Origin of the sequence: Pseudomonas sp. Q1-7, assembly GCF_028010285.1 — a bacterium.
In the GTDB taxonomy this organism is placed as follows: domain Bacteria; phylum Pseudomonadota; class Gammaproteobacteria; order Pseudomonadales; family Pseudomonadaceae; genus Metapseudomonas.
Window position 1 is genome coordinate 4203860 of the sequence record NZ_CP116304.1, and the last position, 20652, is coordinate 4224511.

19 protein-coding genes are annotated in these 20652 nt (G+C 63.1%); 11 read left to right on the forward strand and 8 right to left on the reverse strand.

Annotated elements, in window-relative coordinates; genetic code table 11:
* Positions 1–56: 56 nt before the first annotated feature.
* On the forward strand, positions 57–815 hold the full coding sequence (locus tag PJW05_RS19495; RefSeq protein WP_271408613.1) for a cache domain-containing protein: 759 nt from the start codon (positions 57–59) through the stop codon (positions 813–815).
* A gap of 191 nt (positions 816–1006) precedes the next feature.
* On the opposite strand, the gene PJW05_RS19500 is transcribed toward PJW05_RS19495, so the two are convergent.
* A complete protein-coding gene (locus PJW05_RS19500) occupies positions 1007–2512 on the reverse strand; it encodes an APC family permease (RefSeq protein ID WP_271408614.1) in 1506 nt (501 codons plus the stop codon).
* A 725-nt stretch (positions 2513–3237) separates the two neighbouring features.
* Between PJW05_RS19500 and PJW05_RS19505 the strand changes: the two genes are divergently transcribed.
* Entirely contained in the window at positions 3238–3381 is a 144-nt protein-coding gene (locus tag PJW05_RS19505) for a hypothetical protein (RefSeq protein WP_271408615.1), read from the forward strand.
* A 35-nt stretch (positions 3382–3416) separates the two neighbouring features.
* Complete coding sequence (locus tag PJW05_RS19510; protein ID WP_271408616.1) at positions 3417–4391, forward strand: methyl-accepting chemotaxis protein; 975 nt, start codon at positions 3417–3419, stop codon at positions 4389–4391.
* 112 nt (positions 4392–4503) lie between these two features.
* Here the strand turns inward: PJW05_RS19510 and PJW05_RS19515 are convergent, their stop codons facing one another.
* From PJW05_RS19515 to glaH, 6 genes are all read right to left on the reverse strand, one after another.
* Positions 4504–5709, reverse strand: a complete 1206-nt coding sequence (locus PJW05_RS19515) for an MFS transporter (protein ID WP_271408617.1) — start codon at positions 5707–5709, stop codon at positions 4504–4506.
* Between the two features lie 204 nt (positions 5710–5913).
* Positions 5914–6294, reverse strand: coding sequence for a hypothetical protein (locus PJW05_RS19520; RefSeq protein ID WP_271408618.1), 381 nt, complete (start codon positions 6292–6294; stop codon positions 5914–5916).
* 260 nt (positions 6295–6554) lie between these two features.
* On the reverse strand, positions 6555–7832 hold the full coding sequence (gene gabT, locus PJW05_RS19525) for a 4-aminobutyrate--2-oxoglutarate transaminase (protein WP_271408619.1): 1278 nt from the start codon (positions 7830–7832) through the stop codon (positions 6555–6557).
* Between the two features lie 83 nt (positions 7833–7915).
* A complete protein-coding gene (gene gabD, locus PJW05_RS19530) occupies positions 7916–9364 on the reverse strand; it encodes an NADP-dependent succinate-semialdehyde dehydrogenase (RefSeq protein ID WP_271408620.1) in 1449 nt (482 codons plus the stop codon).
* Positions 9365–9402: 38 nt separating this feature from the next.
* Positions 9403–10653 carry an L-2-hydroxyglutarate oxidase gene (gene lhgO, locus PJW05_RS19535; protein WP_271408621.1) on the reverse strand — a complete coding sequence of 417 codons (1251 nt, stop codon included), beginning with the start codon at positions 10651–10653 and terminating at the stop codon, positions 9403–9405.
* A gap of 104 nt (positions 10654–10757) precedes the next feature.
* Positions 10758–11735, reverse strand: a complete 978-nt coding sequence (glaH, locus tag PJW05_RS19540) for a glutarate dioxygenase GlaH (protein WP_271408622.1) — start codon at positions 11733–11735, stop codon at positions 10758–10760.
* A gap of 182 nt (positions 11736–11917) precedes the next feature.
* Between glaH and csiR the strand changes: the two genes are divergently transcribed.
* On the forward strand, positions 11918–12619 hold the full coding sequence (csiR, locus tag PJW05_RS19545; RefSeq protein ID WP_271408623.1) for a DNA-binding transcriptional regulator CsiR: 702 nt from the start codon (positions 11918–11920) through the stop codon (positions 12617–12619).
* A 326-nt stretch (positions 12620–12945) separates the two neighbouring features.
* On the opposite strand, the gene PJW05_RS19550 is transcribed toward csiR, so the two are convergent.
* Positions 12946–13611, reverse strand: coding sequence for a LuxR C-terminal-related transcriptional regulator (locus tag PJW05_RS19550; protein WP_271408624.1), 666 nt, complete (start codon positions 13609–13611; stop codon positions 12946–12948).
* A gap of 174 nt (positions 13612–13785) precedes the next feature.
* Here PJW05_RS19550 and PJW05_RS19555 point away from each other — a divergent pair, with 174 nt between their 5' ends.
* From PJW05_RS19555 to PJW05_RS19585, 7 genes are read left to right on the forward strand one after another with little or no spacing between them, the layout of a single operon-like run.
* On the forward strand, positions 13786–14313 hold the full coding sequence (locus PJW05_RS19555) for a dimethylamine monooxygenase subunit DmmA family protein (RefSeq protein ID WP_271408625.1): 528 nt from the start codon (positions 13786–13788) through the stop codon (positions 14311–14313).
* Positions 14310–15239: a PDR/VanB family oxidoreductase gene (locus tag PJW05_RS19560; protein ID WP_271408626.1), complete on the forward strand. Its 930-nt coding sequence runs from the start codon at positions 14310–14312 to the stop codon at positions 15237–15239. The genes PJW05_RS19555 and PJW05_RS19560 overlap by 4 nt, the downstream gene beginning before the upstream one ends.
* A 15-nt stretch (positions 15240–15254) precedes the next feature.
* On the forward strand, positions 15255–16271 hold the full coding sequence (locus PJW05_RS19565; protein WP_271408627.1) for a heme-dependent oxidative N-demethylase family protein: 1017 nt from the start codon (positions 15255–15257) through the stop codon (positions 16269–16271).
* 32 nt (positions 16272–16303) lie between these two features.
* Positions 16304–17434: an aminomethyltransferase family protein gene (locus PJW05_RS19570; RefSeq protein ID WP_271408628.1), complete on the forward strand. Its 1131-nt coding sequence runs from the start codon at positions 16304–16306 to the stop codon at positions 17432–17434.
* 36 nt (positions 17435–17470) lie between these two features.
* Positions 17471–18325: a formyltetrahydrofolate deformylase gene (purU, locus tag PJW05_RS19575; protein WP_271408629.1), complete on the forward strand. Its 855-nt coding sequence runs from the start codon at positions 17471–17473 to the stop codon at positions 18323–18325.
* Entirely contained in the window at positions 18322–19233 is a 912-nt protein-coding gene (gene folD, locus PJW05_RS19580; RefSeq protein ID WP_271408630.1) for a bifunctional methylenetetrahydrofolate dehydrogenase/methenyltetrahydrofolate cyclohydrolase FolD, read from the forward strand. The genes purU and folD overlap by 4 nt, the downstream gene beginning before the upstream one ends.
* Entirely contained in the window at positions 19230–20600 is a 1371-nt protein-coding gene (locus tag PJW05_RS19585; RefSeq protein ID WP_271408631.1) for an NAD(P)-binding domain-containing protein, read from the forward strand. The genes folD and PJW05_RS19585 overlap by 4 nt, the downstream gene beginning before the upstream one ends.
* The last annotated feature ends 52 nt before the right edge of the window (positions 20601–20652 follow it).

The window sequence follows — 20652 nt, forward strand, 5'->3', positions numbered from 1 at the left end:
TGTGAAACCTACTCACACGATTTCAGACCCGACCACATGCAGCGAGACAGTAAGCCATGCCTGCAGAACTTCTTCGAGACGAACTCAACGAGTGTGCATCTCGTATCGACGTATCGATCTGTAACGTATTCAGCCAACTGATGGTGTTGGCCGACGAGGTCACCCACACCTGGAAGCGCCTCGGTGCGGAAGGCCGCAAGCCCACGTCGAAGGACTTGGCCTGCCTCAAACCGAAGATCGATACTCACCTGCTGGCTGAGCGCACCCCCGTCCATGGAACTGGCGTGGTAATCGAGCCGGGGGAGCTAGCGGACCAGGAGATGTACCTTGAATGGTGGCGCATGGGTGCCTCCGGCAAGGTCATCCCCATGACCCTCAACTTCAACCGCCGTAGCGAAAGCTATTACAACTACCAGAGCATGCCCTGGTTCTCCCGTCCGAGGGAGAGCGGCCGCAACATCGTCGTTGGTCCCTACGTCGACCTGTATGGCGCCGACATGTACATCCTGACCTTCTCGATGCCCATCTACGTGGATGGCCGCTTCGTCGGCATCGCGGGTGCCGACATCGCCCTGCATCGTTTCGAGCGCGTGCTGCTGTCGAGCCTGATGAAAATGGAGCACGAAGCGCTGATCGTGACCGAGGAAGGTCGCGTCGTCGCCGCCAATACCGCGAACTTCACCGTCGGCGAAATGGCCCACCATGCCTTCAACCGCGCGGAGGTCGATTGCCGGATTATCGAGCTGGGTGACGCCGCGGCCCATTGGTCGCTGATCCAGCGCCCCTACCAGCGCAACATGGTCGGCGCCGCCTAGGCAGCCTGCAATCCACGGGAGAGACGCCAGGTCGGCGTCTCCCCGCCCCGCCATCGCCCCTCCCCACTCGCTAGCGCCTGATCGCACCACTGCTCCTGATCGCCTTCAGGCCATAACCGATACCTGACTCCAGAAAGCAGTACGCCCTTGCAAGCAAGGGCGTACCGGTTCGCGGAATTCGATCGACGGGACTAAACGGCGTTCACCGTCACCTGCTGAAAGTCGCTCCCGGGAATGGCGTCGCCATGAGGCGCGTCACTACGACTGTGGGGGCGGGAGAAGCCCATGTAGAGGAAGCCAATGACAATCACCGCGACAGCCGACAACAACACGATCCAGTTGTCGAACCAGGCCGCGTCCGGGGTACGCGGCCAACAGATGTTGATGATCGCCGCAACACCGTAGACCAGGGCCCCGACATTGACCAGCAGGCCATAGCGGCCCAGTTGGTACTCGCCCGACGGCTTCCAGCCTTTTAGACGCGCACGCAGGGCGGCGAGGATCACCATCTGGAAGGCGATATAGATGCCGACCGAGGAGAAGGAGATGATCTTCAGCAAGGCATCGGTGGACACCATGGAACCAACGACGATGATCCCCGGAGCGATCGCCGACAGCAGCAGGGCGTACGGCGGCACATGGCGTTCTTGTGAGAAGCGGGCGAGCAGGCCACTGCCGAACACCATCCGATCCCGTGCATAGGCATACACCAGGCGGCTGGCGGCCGCTTGCAGGCTCATGGCGCAGGACAGGAAGGAGATCAGCACCACACCGATAACAGCCCAGGCCCCGACCGGGCCGAACGCGGCGGTCAGCACGCCGGTCACCGGGTCGCCACCTTCACCCTTGATCACGGCCTGGAAATCCACCACCGACAGGGTGAGGGCCAGGCAGACGAAAGTCGCGGCGGCGCCGCCGATGTAGATGGTGCGGCGCATGGACTTCGGGATACGCCGGCCAGGATTCGGCACTTCCTCGGCCACATCCCCGCAGGCCTCGAAACCGTAGTACTGGAATACGCCGATCAGGCTGGCGGCCAGGAAAGCGCTCAGGTAGCTACTGGAGCCCTCCGCACCGAAGCTGTCGAACAGCACGCTGAGGTCATGGTGGCGTTCAAAGATCAGCAGGTACCCACCCACCACCAGGGCACCGAGAATCTCCGCGGCGAAGCCGATGATGGCGGCCTGGGCCAGGACCCGCGTGCCCATGAGATTGATCACGGTGGCCAGCGCGAGCACCGCCAAGGCACACAGGACGGTCGCCTCGGTGGTCGGCTCGAAGCCAACAATGGCCGCCGTGTAGGGCGCGGCACCATAGGAGACACCGGCGATGGTGGAGAACAGGGCCATCACGTAGACCCAGCCCGTCATCCAGGCCCACTTCCGGCCCCAGAGGCGACGCGCCCAGGGGTACACGCCGCCGGCCAGGGGATACTGGGAAACGATTTCGCCAAACACCAGAGCTACCAGCATCTGGCCGACACCGGCGATCAGCAGTGCCCAGATCATCGGCGGCCCGCCCAGTGCCAGGGATGTAGCGAACAGGGTGTAGATACCCACAACCGGCGACAGATACGTGAAGCCAAGCGCGAAGTTTGCCCACAGACTCATGTCCCTACGGAACTCGGACTTGTATCCCAGCGAAGCCAGCCGCTCGGCATCAGCGTCCAAGGGGGTGTTTACGTGATGATCGGTCATCATGCTACCTCGTATATTTTTGTGTTTTCAGGCAGTGACGTGGCGGGTGGGGCCTGTTTTCTCGGTACCAGGCTCGGTGGTGCGCCTGCTTCGGTTGCGACACAACCTAGGAATACCCTCATAAACATATTAAATCAAATGACATCTTTTTATTTTAATCACAATGCATATTCTAAAAACCTATAAAAAAGCAGATAAACACCACGAACTAGGCAGGTATCGCGGGTAACCGGGAAAACCGAACACAAAACGATCCTCATGACGCTTGACTAAACATATGATTTAATATTTTTATTTGACCATCCGCCCTCCGATCTCGGTGGCGCTTCCCCGCCAGCCGTCGGTAACCGAACAGGGGCGGAAGAAACCAGCAGCGATGCGCTGCTATCAACCCGTGAGCGCTGAATGACCCACGAATACCAGCCAAGGAATGCTTTCTCGCATCCGCCTTACGCGAGGGTGTCTTGTCGTTCCCCCGAAACAGATCGCTGAATGCACAGAGGAGAACTCGCTCCACGACCGACAGGTGACGCGGGCCGAAAAGCAGCGAATTCGATGGGACGACCTGGTGATAACCACCGGGATGCGCCCCCGACGGCTCGCGCGCCAGGGATATGAGGCCAATGGCTTCGTCGTGCGCACGCTCAATCCGCCCCACAGGGCCCAGACAATCCGCCAACTGGTGGTCAACTCCCTGGAAGCATCCAGAAAAGAGGTGTTGGAACATGCATGACGTAATAGGAAGTTTCGAGATCGGCGTAATGATCGACGAGCGCATCCAGATCCCCCCTCCCCCACCCCATACCGCGAATACGTCCCTGCTCGAATGCCTGATCGGGATCTTCGCCAATTTCAGCCTCAACTACTGAGCGAGCACCCATCAACTGAACGGAATGGAGAGCCCATGTTCACTAGTAAGAAGCCCAGGCTTTTGGCCAGGGAAGTCGTCGATTACATCGAGTCACTGCTGCGCGACCAACCCGACGAACTGAGCAGCAAAACCCTCATCGGTCGACATCGAACCCTCGAGGAATGCTTGGCAAGGCTTTCAGGTCGCATCGCGCCGTCGGTCCAGGTTCAATCACCCGCTGCGCCGGAGCAGGACCTCGTGGAGGACCTGAAGCAGACCCTTGGGCAATCGCAGCAAGAAATAGCGGCACTGCGCAACGAGCTCGAGCAACAGCGGATCGCCGCATTCGAAAACGCCGAACAGATTCAGCGGCACCTTCAGGATGTGCAGATCTGGGAAATCACCAAGCAGACGCTCACCGAGGGATGCTGGGAGCTTTCGGTCATCGATGGCGATATCGACAATCCGTTGAATGTACCGTGCTGGTCCAGGCAGTTCAGGGAGCTGATCGGTTATTCCCAGAGCGAGTTCCCCGACGGCTGGGAGCGCTACATGGAAGTGGTCAACCAGGACGACCTGAAGCGAATGATGAAAGTCGTGACGGACTATGCGCGATCCGGCGACTACTCCCTCCCTTACACCGTTGAATACCGGATGCACCACAAGACCCGGGGCGAGACCTGGTACCGCGAACGCGGCCAGGGCGTGAAGGACCGCAGCGGAAAACTCTGCCGCGTGATCGGGGCGGTACGCGATATCTCCGACGAGAAGCTGGCCGAAACGCTTCACGCCCGTGAGCTGGCGGGGATTCAAGCGACCTATGAACAGATTTCCCAAGTGGTGAGCGTGATCAAGGGCATTGCCGACCAAACCAACATGCTTGCGCTGAACGCCGCGATAGAGGCAGCCCGAGCCGGGGACGTCGGACGCGGTTTCTCCGTCGTTGCCGACGAGGTGAAGAAACTCGCCGGCAGGACTCGCGAAGCGACACAGAAGATTCAGGAAATGCTCGCTTCGCGATCCGCGTAGCGACGGCACGGAGCCTTGCACATTCGCGGGCTCCATTCCTCGTTCCGGCTTTGCGCCGCCCAGAGTGGCTTGTCGCTGCACCTGTGCGACAAGCCATGGACGAGCAATGACGCTAGGCCGCAGTCGCTACCCGGTCGTCAGCCGAAGCCTTTTCACGGCGTATCGCCGACAGCGGAACCATCACGGCCAGCAAGGTCAGCAGCACCATCGCCGCGAGCCCCCAGCCCACCAGCAGGAACCCGCCCTGCTCCGCCAAGAGCCCAGTCAGGGCCGGCCCGACGGCAATTCCTAAGGTCAGGAACGAGCCGGAAGCCGCCGCGATACGCCCCTCGCGATCTAGGGTGGCCGCCAGTGCCGTCAGGTAGGCGAGTGCATAGAAGTAGGTGGTCGAGATCATCATCACCGCAATCGTGTACATCGGCTTGGAGTGCTCACCCAGGACGTATCCAAGGCTGACCGCGCCGCTTGCCAGGATGCCGATGATGACCGGTGTCCGCATACCGAACCGTTTGCCAACGATCGCGGCGGCCAGGGGGCCCAGCAGTCCGATGAAGGACTGCAGGGAGAACAGCCTGCCTAGCTCTGCGCTGGTGTAGCCGACGCTGACCCCCACCTGCTCGACGAACGCCCAGCCCATGGTGTCGCGCATCGAGAAGCAGAACATTGCGAACATCATGCAGATGGAGGTCGCGGAGAGCAGGCTCTGCCGTTGCGCCCCATGCTGGGAATGCGCTGCGTGCTCATGTGCGATGGCCCGCTGCGGCATGAAGCAGATGAACGCCAGCATCACCGCGTTGGTCGCAGCGATCGCGTAGTACAGCCCAGCCAGCCCATTGGCGGCCATGGCGTCGGCGAACGCGATCATCACGATGGCCATAAGGCCCACAAACAGGATGTTCATGTGCCCGGCGGCCTGATCGGGGTTTCTGGCGCTGGACACCGATGCGTTACCACACGACAGGCAGAGGCCGGCGCCGATACCGGCGATGCAGCGCACGACCGCGAGCGCGTAAACATCGTGCAGCGACGCGGAAACCAGGTTGGCAACGATCACTACCACGGCGCCAGCGAGCGCAAGCGTGCGACGCGGCGCCCGTCCCATCGCCGGCGCGACCAGCAGCGACGCCAGCATGGTGGAGATGAATTCCGCCGACATCAGGAATCCAGCCTGCGCCGCATCCAGCTGGAGGTCCTTCATAATCGCACTGACCAGGAACGGCAGGGCGAGCAGGGCAAGTAAGCCCACTCCATAGGCTGAAGCGAAAGCCGAGAACACGAGACCCCAGTTGTCTGGGAGTAGTTGTCGCATATTTTTCATTGTTCGAATCCGGTTCTTAAGGGCGAGAGACTTGGCAGCCTGGAAGGCTGCGATGCGAAATCCGCGGTACGCAATTAACCTTCCAGTTGCCGATGTCCGGGCGCAGCCGGGCATCGTCTCAATTGCAAGCACAGGCCATGCCATAAAACATTAGTTTTTAAATGATTGTTTTGAGGGGACTTTTCCTACACGCTTAGTCGACCATTACGCACAGCAACAGGGCATTCCTACCCATAATGCTCCTTTAGGTAACACCGACAGCTGTGCGAGCCATGCTGAGACGTGCCCAGTAGGTATGGCAATCACCGGGCACACACGCATGGCGATGGCGCCTGAGCCAGCCATGAGGAAGCCGAACACCTCCGACAGCGCCAGGTGGTTAACGATCTCGGTGCGGAACACTGCGCCAGTGGAAAGCAGCAAGGCATAGATCGGCGTACCGCTGCTGGTTACCGAGGTCAGCACCACGAAGTTGATGACGGTCCTGGCGTGGGGCGCGCCCTGGGTGTCCAGAACGGTCACATAGGAGCCGTCAGTGACCAGGCGAGGGTCCTTCCAGGGCAGCAGGGCGATGACGGAGAGCATGGTCGCGTGTCGGGGCTTCAACCCGTAACTCAGGTTGTTCTTGTCTTGCTGTCTGGTATTACCTTTGCCCTTGTACGACTCGCTGCGGCCTCATCGGTCTCCACGCTCACCGCCTCGGGACGAAAAAACGCCCCACCGAGGACGGTGGGGCGGGCGAGCAGGGACCAGGGTGACGCTCAAAACCAATCGATCCGGAAAAGCCGTGGCGCGAACGTCAGGAGCGCCGGTTGTTAACGACGCACCACCGACGCGCCGGCCTTTCAGGCGAGCTCGTCGAAGCACTCGCCGATGATGGCCAGGCCACGTTCCAGGTCGGCATCGCTGACAGTCAGCGGCACCAGGATGCGCAGTACGTTGTAGTAGGTGCCGCAGGACAGCAGGATCAGGCCCTTCTCGCGTGCCTTGGCCACCACCTTGCTGGTGAGTTCGGCGGCCGGCTTGTTCAGGTCGCCACCTTCGAACAGTTCCACGGCGACCATGGCGCCGAGGTTGCGCACATCGACCAGGCTGTTGTGGCCCTCGCCGATCTTGCGCAGGCCGGCGGTGAGGATTTCACCCACGGACTTGGCGCGGTCCAGTAGCTTCTCGCTTTCGAAGGCCTCGATCACCGCCAGGGCGGCGGCGCAGGCGATGGGGCTGCCGGCGTAGGTGCCGCCCAGGCCGCCCGGGGCCACGGCGTCCATGACGTCCGCACGGCCAGAAACACCCGCCAGGGGGAAGCCGCCGGCGATCGACTTTGCGAAGGTGGTGAGGTCGGCGGCGACGCCCAGCTGTTCCATGGCGAAGAAGGTGCCGGTACGGCCGGCGCCAGTCTGCACTTCATCAGCGATCAGCAGGATGCCGTGCTGGTCGCACAGCGTGCGCAAGCGGGCCATGAAATCCTTCGGCGCGACATTGAAGCCGCCCTCGCCCTGTACCGGCTCGAGGATGATCGCGGCGATGTCGCTGGGAGCGGCGTCGTTCTTGAAGATGCGCTCGATGCTGGCGATGGCCTCGTCTGTGGACACACCGTGGATCGCGTTCGGGTACTGGGCACGGTACACACCGCCCGGCATCAGTCCCATGCCGGCGGAGTACGGCACCACCTTGCCGGTGAGGCTCAGGGTGTACTGGGTGCGGCCGTGGTAGGCACCGGTGAAGGCGATCACGCCGGCGCGGCCGGTAGCGGCGCGGGCGATCTTGATGGCGTTTTCCACCGCTTCAGCACCGGTCGTGACCAGCAGGGTCTTCTTCTGGAAGCTGCCCGGCACCAACTGGTTGATCTTCTCGGCCAGGGTCACGTAGGGCTCGTAGCCGAACACATGGAAGCAGGTGTGGGTCAGCTTAGCCAACTGCTCCTGTACGGCCGCCATCACCTTCGGATGCAGGTGGCCGGTGTTCAGTACGGCGATACCGCCAGCGAAGTCGAGGTACTCACGGCCTTCGACGTCCCAGACGGTAGCGTTCTCGGCGCGCTCGGCGAAGATTTGGTGGATCTGGCCGACGCCACGAGGAATGGCGGCCATGCGGCGTTGTTGCAGGCTCTGGTTGGTGTTCATCTTTACTCCGGTATCGCAATCGCCCCACACGGGAAGCCGCCGCAACGGTCACCGATGCAGGAAAGGTGGGTAATCCGCCGTGCTTACACGCCGAGGCAGAGATACTTGATCTCCAGGTAATCCTCGATGCCGTATTTGGAACCTTCGCGGCCCAGGCCAGAGGCCTTCACGCCGCCGAAGGGCGCCACTTCGTTGGAGATGATCCCAGTGTTGATGCCGACGATGCCGTACTCCAGCGCCTCGGCCACGCGGAACACGCGGCCCAGGTCGCGGGCGTAGAAGTAGGCGGCCAGGCCGTACTCGGTGTCGTTGGAGAAGGCGATCACCTCGGCCTCGTCCTTGAAGCGGAACAGCGGGGCCAAGGGGCCGAAGGTCTCTTCCTTGGCCACGGCGGCGCTCGATGGCACGTCGACCAGGATGGTCGGCTCGAAGAAAGTGCCGCCCAGGGCATGGGACTTGCCGCCAGAAACGACACGGGCGCCCTTGGACACGGCGTCGGCGATGTGTTCCTGCACCTTGGCCACGGCCTTGGCGTCGATCAGCGGGCCGGTGGTGATGCCGTCTTCCAGGCCGTTGCCGATCTTCAAGCGGGCCACAGCCGCTTGAAGCTTGTCGACGAAGGCGTCGTACACAGCGTCCTGCACGTACAGGCGATTGGCGCAGACGCAAGTCTGGCCGTTGTTGCGGTACTTGGAGATCAGCGCGCCTTCGACGGCGGCGTCCAGGTCCGCATCATCGAAGACGATGAAGGGCGCGTTGCCACCCAGCTCCAGGGAGACTTTCTTGATGTCCTTGGCGCATTCGGCCATCAGTTGGCGACCGATCTCGGTGGAGCCGGTGAAGGTCAGCTTGCGCACGATGGGGTTGCTGGTCAGCTCACCGCCGACTTCGCCAGCGCTGCCGGTGACCACACTCAGCACGCCTTTCGGAATGCCGGCGCGCTCGGCCAGTTCGGCCAGGGCCAGGGCGGAATACGGGGTCTGGGACGCGGGCTTGAGCACCATGGTGCAGCCGGCGGCCAGGGCCGGGCCGGCCTTGCGGGTGATCATCGCCGAGGGGAAGTTCCACGGAGTGATGGCGGCGGTGACACCGATGGGCTGCTTGATCACCATCAAGCGCTTGTCGGCCTGGTGGCCGGGGATCATGTCACCGTAGACGCGCTTGGCCTCTTCGCCGAACCACTCCAGGAAGGACGCCGCGTAGGCAATCTCGCCGCGGGATTCCACCAGCGGCTTGCCCTGCTCCAGGGTCATCAGCCGGGCGAGGTCTTCCTGGTTCTGCATCATCAAGTCGAACCAGCGGCGCAGCTTGTTGGCGCGCTCCTTGGCGGTCAGCGCACGCCAGCCCGGCAGCGCGCGCTCGGCGGCCTCGATGGCGCGGCGGGTCTCAGTGGCGCCCATCTTCGGCACGGTGCCGATGACTTCGCCGGTGGCGGGATTGGTCACCTTCAGGGTCTGGCCGCTGTCGGCATCGACCCAGGCACCGTCTATATAGGCCTGCTGGCGGAACAGGCTGGAGTCTTTCAGTTGCACGCTTGTCATCCTCTGGATTGAGCAGTGGTGACGTCGGCTCAGCCGGCGGCCCGCTGCTTGTTATCGGTGGCTTTGACGGTGAAACGGGCGCCGGAGGCGGCGATCTGCTCGCGAACCTTATCGACAATGTGGGCGCCGATCGGGATCGCGGAGGTGGCTGCAGGGGATGGTGCGTTACACACGTTCACACTGCGCGGGGTGTTCACGAAGAGGAAATCGTCGATGAGCTTGCCTTCGCGAGAGACCGCCTGGGCGCGCACACCGGCCGGGTATTCGGTAAGGTCGGCTTTGGTGATGCTCGGGCAGTATTTCTGCACTTCCTTGAGGTAACCGCCCTTGAACAGCGAGTTTTTCATCTCGATCAGACCGGGGCGCAAGTTCCTCGCCAGCACCTTGAGGATGCCGGGGGACGTCAGGGTCTCGAACAGGTCGGAGACAGAGATATCGGACTTGCGGTAGCCCTCGCGTTTCATCGCCAGCACGGCGTTGGGGCCGACGGTGACGGTGCCGTCGATCATCCGGGTCAGGTGCACGCCGAGGAACGGCATGGACGGGTCTGGGATCGGGTAGATCAGGTGGTTGACGATCTGGTTGTGCTGCTTGGGCAGCAGGTAGTACTCGCCACGGAACGGGCAGATGATGAAATTCGGCTCGATGCCGAGCATGCGCACCACGCGGTCGGCCATCAGCCCCGAGCAAGTGATCAGATAGCGGCTGCGGAACTCGTCGGTGCGGGTGCGCACGACGACTTCATCGGCACGCTCGTCGAGGCCGGTGACTTCGGCGCTGTAGTGGATCTCGCCACCGGCGCCCTGGAACTCGCGGCCCATGGCGGCGGTGACTTCGGCATAACTGACGATGCCGCTGGAAGGCACGAAGATGCCGCCCATGCCGACGATGTTCGGCTCACGCTCGCGCAGTTCGGCGGTGGACAGCCAGTAACGCTCCAGGCCGTTGGCTGCGGTGCGTTCCCAAAGCGCCTTCATGCGCTCCATTTCCAGCTCGTTGGTGGCCACCAGCAGCTTGCCGCACTCGTCATAGCGGATGCCGTGCTTGCTGCAGAAGGCCTTGGTGGCCTTGTTGCCTTCCAGGCAGAACTTCGCCTTGAGGCTGCCGGGGGTGTAGTAGACGCCGGCGTGAATCACGCCGCTGTTGTGGCCGGTCTGGTGCCGGGCCGGGCCGGATTCCTTCTCCAGGAGGAGAACCTTGGCGTCCGGGTAAACCTGCATCAGCTGCATAGCCGTGGACATGCCCACGATGCCGCCGCCGACGATGATGAAATCGTACACAGTCGCTACCTCACGCAAGGGCGCTGAAAATCGTTATTCGGTCGAACCCTTGTAGCGGGTACACCGAAGGGCTGCCCGTGGCAGCCCCCGTCGCGTTTCATGGATTATTGACCACGCTGGTAGCGTGGCTTCTCGTAGCTGATGTAGCCACGCTGGCGCATCAGTTCGCGACGCAGGCCCTCGTGGGGGATGAAGCGGTCGCGGCCATGGAGCCAGAAGAGGTTGTTGATCAGGAGGAAGCTGCCCACCGGCACCGGCACGGAGAGCTTCTGCGGGCTGGCCTCCAGAGACTCGGACAGGGCGTTCAGCCAGATGCCTTCCTCGAAGTTCTCCGGCTGCACGAACTGGTCGATGTAACGCATGGTCGGGCGGCCCACTGCATCGGTGTCGAACACCGGGTGGAACACATCCTCGGCGACCTTCTTGCTCGGCGGCGCGGTCCAACGCATTTCACGACGGGCCAGTGGGTGGTCGAAGAAGGTGCGACAGTCTTCCCAGTCGTCCAGGTGCAGGATCAGGGAATTGCCACCTTCCATGTTCTTCTCGTCGATCTTCAACATCAGCACATAGTCGGTGATCTGGTTCACGAAGGTGCCGTCGTTGTGCAGCTCCATGACGCGGTGCGGCTGACGCAGGTAGCTGTCGGAATTGTCGGTGTTGACCACCACGAAGCGGGCGTAGAACTGGCCGCTCATGGCGTCGTAGTTGGAACGGCCGATCAGGTGGGCGCAGGCGGTGGTGAACTTCACCATATCGTCGGCCTGGCTAACGTCATCGAGGCCTTCCGGCTTGATCAGCATGCCGCCGGAAGCGCGGCTGAGGATGGTGTTCAGCAGTACCGGACGCAGGGTGCCTTCGCACAGCTCGTCGAGAATCTGGCCAACGCGGAAGCGCAGGAAGGATTTGTACTCCAGCGCCTGCACCGGCCACTCGCCAACCGCCTTGACGAAGGCCTCTACCGTTTCGCGGGCGAAGGTCAGCACGAGCAGGCGCGACGACTGCTCGGAGGGCGCGACCGTGAACCCGCGGGTTTCCAGCGGCATCGGCATCACAAGGTCCTCGATCTTCGTAAAAGCGTTCATGGCGGTTTCCTGGCAAAGAGGTGGTAGGCAGCGCCCGGATCAGGCGGGCAAGCAAAAAATATCGCCACAACATTAAAATGTCTACATTTTTATAAAACGAAAACAAAATACAGATTTGTCCACTATTTTCCGTGGAAAAGACGTTTCGGTATGATCGGCAAAACGTTTTGAGGAACAGCACCTTGGAAGCACTCGCCCCTCGTCAGAACTCGGCATTCAGCGGGTATGAGTGGCTCAAGCAGGACATCATCCGCGGCGTGTTCAAGCCCGGTGAAAAGCTGCTGATGAGCGCCCTGAAGGAACGCTACGACCTGGGCGTGGGCCCGCTGCGCGAGGCCCTGTCGCAACTGGTGGCGGAGAAGCTGGTGGTCGCCATTAGCCAGAAAGGCTACCGGGTGGCGCCCATGTCCCTGGAAGAGATGAAGGACATCTACGACGCCCGCGCCAATCTTGAGGCGATGATCGTAGGCCTGGCTATCGAGCGCGGCGACGACGCCTGGGAAGCCTCAGTGCTGGCCCAGTCCCATACCCTGGCCAAGGTGATGGAAGTGAAGACCCGCGAACAGCGCCTGGACGTCTGGGACCAGCGCCACAAGGCCTTCCACACAGCCATTGCGGCGGGCTGCGGGTCGAAGCATCTGTTGCAAGCGCGCACCTACCTGTTCGACCAGGCCGAACGCTACCGCCACCTCTGGCTGACCCAGACGGTATTTTCCGAAGAAGCCCTGGAGACCAAGCGCCAGGAACACGCTGCGCTGGTGGAAGCCATCCTCGCCCGCGACGCCAAGCGCGCCAGTGAAATGATGTGCGTCCACCTGATGACCCCGGTGCCGATCATCGCCGAGATCATGCGGGCCGAGGGGATGGGCAATCCCTCCCACTGAGTCGCCCTGGATGACGATCCACTGTTGAGTTGGCCGGAGACGGATTGCGCGAGCCTCCACTGGGTAGTTTGCAGCTTTGCGTCAGGTCTTTCAGAGTCGCGCGTTCAGCACGTGCTCATGCAAACGTGCAAGCGTTTCAATAGCCGGCAGCCTGACCACGGCATGTGGCTTGCCCCGGGCTGAACGGACACTGACTTGAGTGGTCACGAAGGAGCAAAGGCCCGAACGATCGCTGGATTCAACGCTGCGTTCCCTGATTGTTATGACGCCAGTTTGCGACATTGAATCGGCTAGGGCCTTACTATCCCTTGAGTTCTGCACGGCGATCAGCCCGCCCGCTCGAAGATCGCCCCCTCAATCCCTAGTACCTCGCCCGAGCTCGAGTAAACACCTACCCCTGTTTCCCAGACGTTCTTGATTCGCCCGTCGGCGCAGCGGATGCGGTAGCTGAGCTGGTAGGGCTCGCGCTTGAGCAGCGCGCACTGCACGCAGTACCAGATGTAGTCGGTGTATTCGTCGAGGATCAGCGAGCCGTAGCTGTGCTTGGGGTCGCGGGTCAGGTACTCGGCGGTGTAGCCGGTGAGGGTCAGGCAGCCGGCGCTGACGTACTCCATGTACCAAGTGCGATCGTTGTCGCCCCGATAGATCAGCCCTGGCAGTTCATCGAGCAGCTCCAGAACGGGCGGAATCGGTGCAGACGGTGCCGGTTTTGCCCCCTCGCTGGGCAGCGGCAGGTCGTCCGCCATGCGCCAGGAGGCGCCACTGCGATGGACCCGGGTAGCCAGTTCCAGACGTGAATTGAGACGGAATTTGCGCAGCAGGTTGCGCACATAGATCTTCACCGTGCCATCGCTAATGCCCAGTTCGCGAGCGATTTTCTTGTTGCTGAGGCCCGTGGAGATCAGCGCAAGGGTCTGGCCCTCGCGCTCGGTCAGATCATCCCAAGGAGACACTGACGGTGCGGCGGTCCGTAACAGGCTGGCGTTGTTCATCCCTCTCCTCCTCCGGCGCTCGACTCTGGGTTGGCGGGTCCCCAGAAAGAGCAATTTCCATGCCTCCATGTGGGCACTACCCCTTTTGGCGTATCTCCTCCTGCGGATTGAGCCCCCATTCCCAAAGAGAAAATATTTTCCCCACGAGGAAACAGGCGAATCCGCGAGGACACCATGAGCCCCACTGCAACCGACCACCCGTTCAGCGTGCCCCGTTACCCCAGCGGCCAGCCGAACCCGACAGCCGACGCGCACCTGCTGGTGACCCAGGGCGCGGGACGCGACGACTGTGCCGCCCTGACCGCTCAATTGGGCAAGGGCCGGATGATGCACCTGGCCCTGCCGGACTTCCCCAGCTTCGCTGCCTTGCAACTGGCCCTGAATGAGCAGCTGAAGAACGCCTGCGTCGGCCTGTGCCTGGACCTGCGCGGCGATGAAGCCTTCATCTGGCCGCTGCACGCCCTGGCCCGCGCCGCCGGGCTGCAAGTGGACGAAATCCTCATGAGCAGCAGCCCGAACGGCATTCGTCGGGTGTTCTGTGTGCACTGCTCCACATGCCAGCCGGCCAGCAACGACGCTCACCTGACCTGCACCACGTGTGGCGTCGTTCTGGAAGTGCGCCGTCACTTCTCCCAACGCCTGGGGGCCTACCTCGGGGTCTGCGCCGATGCCGATCAGCCGTATCAGGAGATGCACTCATGAGTGCCCTGCTCGATGTCCGCGTCGCCGCCATCCACGCGCTCACCCCGGTGATCCGCGAGTACCGCTTCGAATCCCTGGCTGGCGCTCTGCCGGGCTTCTCGGCGGGTAGCCACGTGCAACTGCACCTGCCCAATGGAAGACGCAATGCCTACTCGCTACTGGGTGACCCGGCCGACACGCGGCAGTACCGCATCGCCGTGCGCCACCAAGATGCCTCGCGTGGCGGTTCGCGCTTCTTGCACCTGAATTTGAAGGTCGGCGACAAGCTGCGTCTGTCGCCACCGGCCAACCTGTTCCCGCTGCATGGCGAGGCGCGCCAGCACCTGCTGGTGGCCGCCGGCATCGGCATCACCCCCTTCCTCGCCTACAGCCGGGAGCTGCTGCGTCGGGGGGCCGACTTCGAGCTGCACTACGCCTACCGCTCCGGCACCAGCGACGCCTATGTCGGCGAGCTGCGCGAGCTGCTCAGCTCGCGCCTGCACGAATACCAGAGCGGTGTGCGCCGGCTCGACATCGCGCCCCTGCTCCAGGGGCGCGGGCTGGGCGCCCACCTCTACGCCTGCGGCCCGCAATCCCTGCTGTTGGAGCTTAAGGAACAGGCGGCGGCGCAAGGCTGGAGTCCGCGCCGCGTGCACTGGGAAGCCTTCGCCGCCCCCGAGCCGGGCCAGCCGTTTCGCGTCGAGCTGGCGCGCCGTGGCCAGCAACTGGAGGTGGGCGCCGAGGAGAGTTTGCTGGAAGCCCTGGAAGCCGCCGGCGTGGAGGTCCCCAACCTGTGCCGGGGCGGCGTTTGCGGCCAGTGCCAGACGCCCTGGCTAAAGGGCGACGTAGAACATCGCGATCACTTCCTCAGCGCTGAAGAGCGCGCCAGCAGCCTGATGCCCTGCGTCTCGCGCGGCTGCGGCAGCCCGATCCTGCTCGATATCTGACCCCGGAGACGCCCCATGACCCTGACCTTCAAGCCGCTGGAAACCTACCGGGACGACTTCAGCTTCCGTAACAGCCCCGCCGCCATCGCCCGCTTCCCGTTCCCCTTCCCGGAAGACCAGTACATGTACTCGGTCAACCTGGAGCCGGCGGTATCCCGCGACCCGGGCTCGGTGTTCGAGCACAGCTTCGACGTCGACGAACATTACGTCTCGGAAATGGCCGAACGCGCCCGCGTACTGGAGCTGGACCCCGACCGCTGCCTGGTCATGCCGCACATGGCCCAGGCTGCCTGGGACACCTTGGAAATGCTCATGGAGCACCTCGCCCGGGATTACCCACAGCACTTCCGCCTGACACGGAATGGGGATGCCTGGCACTGGCAGAACCTCGCCCTGGGCATCGACCAGCACTTCACCTACGGCGACCCGGCTACCCTGCCCTGCGAGCCACTGGAGTACATCACCCGGCAGATGCAGGGCGACTTTGCGCTGCTCGACCAGCGCGACGGTGACCTCTACATGGACGCCGGCATGGTCACCTGTCCGGCGGACTGGTCGCTGCGCTTCGATGCCGGCATGAGCTTCAAGCAGTGGCATGCGCCGGTCCCCATGGCGCACCAGATCGGTGTGTTCGACCGCGCGCTGAAGTACCTGCTGAACATTCAGGTGGGCCATCCGGTGCGCCGCCTGAACTGGACCCTGACCATCAACCCACGCCTGGACACCTCGCCCGAGACCTACCACGAGTGGGGCAGCGACCGCGGCACGGTCACCCCGGAGAACGTCGGCCGCCTGGTGCACCTGCGCGTCGAGCTGCAACTGATGGCCCGTTTGCCGCGCTCCAACGCGCTGCTGTTCGGCATCCGCACCTACCTCATCAGCCTCGACGAACTGGCCACCAACGCGGCGTGGGCGCAGCGCCTGCACCGGGTGATGCGCGACCTGCCCGACCCTATCGCCGACTACAAGGGCATCACCCGCTACCGCCAGGCACTGGTGGACTGGCTACGCCAGTTCGATGCCGAAGCCTGAAGCAACCCCACTGACAACAAGAGGACTTTCCCATGGCTAATTCATGGCGCATCAGCGCGCTCCGCGAACGCCACCTGGCACTTGGCTCGAACCTGGAAGACTGGAATGGCATGGGCACCGCCTGGACCTACGCCAGCGATCTCGCCGACCACCACGAAGCCATCCGCACCCGTGCCGGACTGATGGACGTATCCGGTCTGAAGAAGGTGCATTACGTCGGCCCCCACGCCGAAAGCCTGCTGGACTTCGCCACCACCCGCGACATCAGCAAGCTCTACCCCGGCAAGTCGGTGTACGCCTGCATGCTCGACGAAGACGGCAAGTTCATCGACGACTGCATCGTCTACCGCACCGGGCCCAACGCCTTCATGGTGGTGCACGGCGCCGGCACCGGCTACGAGATGCTCATCCGCTCGGCCCAGGGCCGCCAGGTTGCTGTGTTATTCGACGACGACCTGCACGACCTGTCCCTGCAAGGCCCGAAGGCCGTGGACTTCCTTGCCGAGCAGGTACCAGGTATCCGTGACCTGCCCTACTTCCACCACATGCAGACCAAGCTGTTCGACCGCCCGGTAATGATTTCCCGCACCGGCTACACCGGCGAGCGCGGCTACGAGATCTTCTGCAAGGCCGCCGACGCGCCGGCCATCTGGGACGGCATCCTGGCCAAGGGCAAGAGCCTCGGCATAATCCCCTGCGCCTTCACCGCGCTGGATTGGCTACGGGTGGAGAGCTACCTGCTGTTTTTCCCCTACGACAACTCGCAGATGTACCCCTTCGCCGACCAGAAGGCCGGCGACACGCTGTGGGAACTGGGCCTGGACTTCACCGTATCGCCCGGCAAACAGGACTTCCGTGGCGCCGGTGAGCACTACCGGCTCAAAGACCAGGAACGCTTCAAGATCTTCGGCGTGCTGCTCGACGGTCACATCGCTGCGCAGAACGGCGACACCCTCTGGCACGACGGCCGCCAGGTGGGCGTGATCACCTGCGCCATGTACTCGCGCCTGACTGAGCGCTCCATGGCCATCGCCCGCGTCGAGCCGCAGATCGCCGAACAGGGCATGCCCCTGGAGGTACGCGGCAGCCTCAGCGTGAAAGCCGTCGCCCACACCCTGCCGTTCGATGACCCCGAGAAGAAGAAGCGCACCGCCAAGGGCTGAACGCCACCTTTTCTTGCCTGTACGAGAGCCACCGAGATGAATCACTACATCCTCAAAATCAGTTGCCCGGCAACCTCCGGCATCGTCGCGGCCGTCACCACCTACCTGGCCGGGCGGCAGTGCTACCTGAGCGAACTGGCCCAGTTCGACGACGAGTACACCGGGCGCTTCTTCATGCGCGCGGTGTTCCGCTTCAACACTGGCAGCAAACCGGACATCGACACCCTGCGCCAGGGCTTCGAAGACATCGCCGTCCCCTTCGACATGGACTGGGAATTGTTCGAAGGCAACCGCCCGATGCGCGTACTGCTGATGGTGAGCAAGTACGACCACTGCCTGACCGACCTGCTCTATCGCCACCAGAAAGGCGAGATGGACATGCAGATCACCGCCATCGTCTCCAACCACCTGGACCTGCGTCCGATGGCCGAGCGCGAGGGCATCCGCTTCATCTACCTGCCAGTCACCCGCGACACCAAGGCCCAGCAGGAAGCGGCGCTGATGCAGATAGTCGACGAAACCGGCACTGAACTGGTGGTGCTCGCGCGCTACATGCAGATCCTCTCCGACGACCTGTGCAAGCAGCTCTCCGGCCGCGCCATCAACATCCACCACTCGTTCCTCCCCGGCTTCAAGGGGGCCAAGCCCTACCACCAGGCTTACGAGCGTGGTGTGAAGCTGATCGGCGCCACCGCCCACTACGTCACCTCGGACCTCGACGAAGGCCCGATCATCGAGCAGGAAGTGCAGCGCGTGGATCACGCCTACCTGCCAGATGATCTGGTCGCCATCGGCCGGGACACCGAGACGGTCGCGCTCTCCAAGGCGCTGAAGTACCACCTGGAGCACCGGGTCTTCCTCAACGGCGACAAGACGGTGATCTTTCGATGAGTGCCGCCCTGTCTCCCACGCTCATCGACGGCAAGGCGGCCGCCACCCGCGTGCTGGCCGAAGTCAGCGCCGAGGTGCAGACCATGAAGTCCCAAGGCTTCGCTCCGGCTCTGGCCGTGGTGCTGGTCGGCCAGGACCCGGCCAGCCAGGTCTACGTGCGCAACAAGGTGCTGCGGGCCGAGGAATGCGGTATCCGTTCCCTCGAACACAAGTTGCCGGCAAGCACCGCCGAAGCCGACCTGCTGGCACTTATCCGCAGCCTCAACGCCGACAGCGGCGTCAACGGCATCCTCGTGCAACTGCCGCTGCCGGCGCATATCGATGAAACCCGCGTGCTGCAGGCCATCGACCCGCTGAAGGACGTCGACGGCTTCCATGCCGAGAACGTCGGTGGCCTCAGTCAGGGACGCGAGGTGCTCACCCCCTGCACCCCGGCCGGCTGCCTGCGCCTGCTGCAGGACACCTGCGGTGATCTGTCCGGCAAGCACGCGGTGGTGATCGGCCGTTCCAACATCGTCGGCAAGCCGATGGCCGCCCTGCTGCTCAAGGCCCATTGCTCGGTGACCGTGGTGCATTCGAAAAGCGCCAACCTGCGCGAGCTGTGCCGCCAGGCCGACATCGTGGTCGCCGCCGTCGGCCGTCCACGCCTGGTGGACGCCGACTGGCTGAAGCCCGGCGCCGTGGTCATCGATGTCGGCATCAACCGCATCGAGGAAGACGGCCGCGCAAAGCTCGTCGGTGACGTCGACTTCGACAGCGCCCTCACCCGCGCCGCCGCCATCACCCCGGTGCCCGGCGGTGTCGGCCCCATGACCATCGCCTTCCTGATGAAGAACACCCTGGCCGCGGCGCGCCTCCAGCACCCGGCTGCCGGCCCGTCCCAACCTTCCGTGGAGAACCCAGCATGAAACAACGAGTCGCCATCATAGGCGCCGGCCCATGCGGCCTCGCCCAGTTGCGTGCTTTCCAGTCCGCCCATGCCAAGGGCGCCGAGATCCCTGAATTGGTCTGCTTCGAGAAGCAGGCGGACTGGGGTGGCATGTGGAACTACACGTGGCGCACCGGCCTGGACGAGCACGGCGAACCGGTGCACGGCAGCATGTATCGCTACCTCTGGTCCAACGGGCCGAAGGAATGCCTGGAGTTCGCCGACTACAGCTTCGACGAACACTTCGGCCGCCCCATGGGTTCCTACCCGCCCCGCGAAGTGCTTTGGGACTACATCAAGGGCCGTGTGGAAAAAGCCGGAGTGCGCCCCTACATCCGCTTCAACACCGCCGTGCGAGGAGTGACCTGGGACACCGCCAGCGGCACCTTCGAGGTCACCGCCCACAGCTACGAGAAGGACCTGACCTACAGCGAAACCTTCGACTACGTGGTAGTCGCCAGCGGCCACTTCTCCACGCCCAACGTGCCCTACTTCGAGGGCTTCGAAAGCTTCGCCGGCCGCGTGCTGCACGCCCACGATTTCCGCGATGCGCTGGAATTCAAGGACAAGGATGTGCTCATCGTCGGCGGCAGCTATTCCGCCGAAGACATCGGTTCGCAGTGCTTCAAATACGGCGCCCGCACCATCACCAGTTGCTACCGCAGCGCGCCGATGGGCTACAAGTGGCCGGAGAACTGGGAGGAGAAGCCACTGCTCACCCATGTAAAGGGCAGCACCGCCTTCTTCTGCGACGGCAGCAGCAAACACATCGACGCCATCATTCTCTGCACCGGCTACAAGCATCACTTCCCCTTCCTCCCGGAAGATCTGCGCTTGAAGACCGGCAACCGTCTCTGGCCGCTGAACCTCTACAAGGGCGTGTTCTGGGAGCAGAACCCCAGGCTGATGTACCTCGGCATGCAGGATCAGTGGTACAGCTTCAACATGTTCGACGCCCAGGCCTGGTACGCCCGCGACGTTATCCTCGGCCGCATCGCCCTGCCCGACCAGGCCGCCATGCACGCCGAGGACCTGGCCTGGCGCCAGGAAGAGGAAACCCTGGAAACCGCCCAGCAGATGTTCGAGTTCCAGGGCGAGTACATCCGCCAGCTCATCGACGCCACCGACTACCCGAGCTTCGACATTGCCGAGGTGAACAAGACCTTTCTGCAATGGAAGAAGGACAAGTACGAAAACATCATGGGCTACCGCGACAAGAGCCACCGCTCGCTGATCACCGGCACCCTGGCGACCACGCACCACACGCCCTGGCTGGAAGCACTGGACGACTCGTTGGCGACGTACCTCGCTGACAAGCCGGCGGATGCCTTCAAAACGGCCCTCTGAGCATTCCTTGGGGCAGCCTGGCTGCCCCGCTTCCTTGCCATGCGCGGAGCGT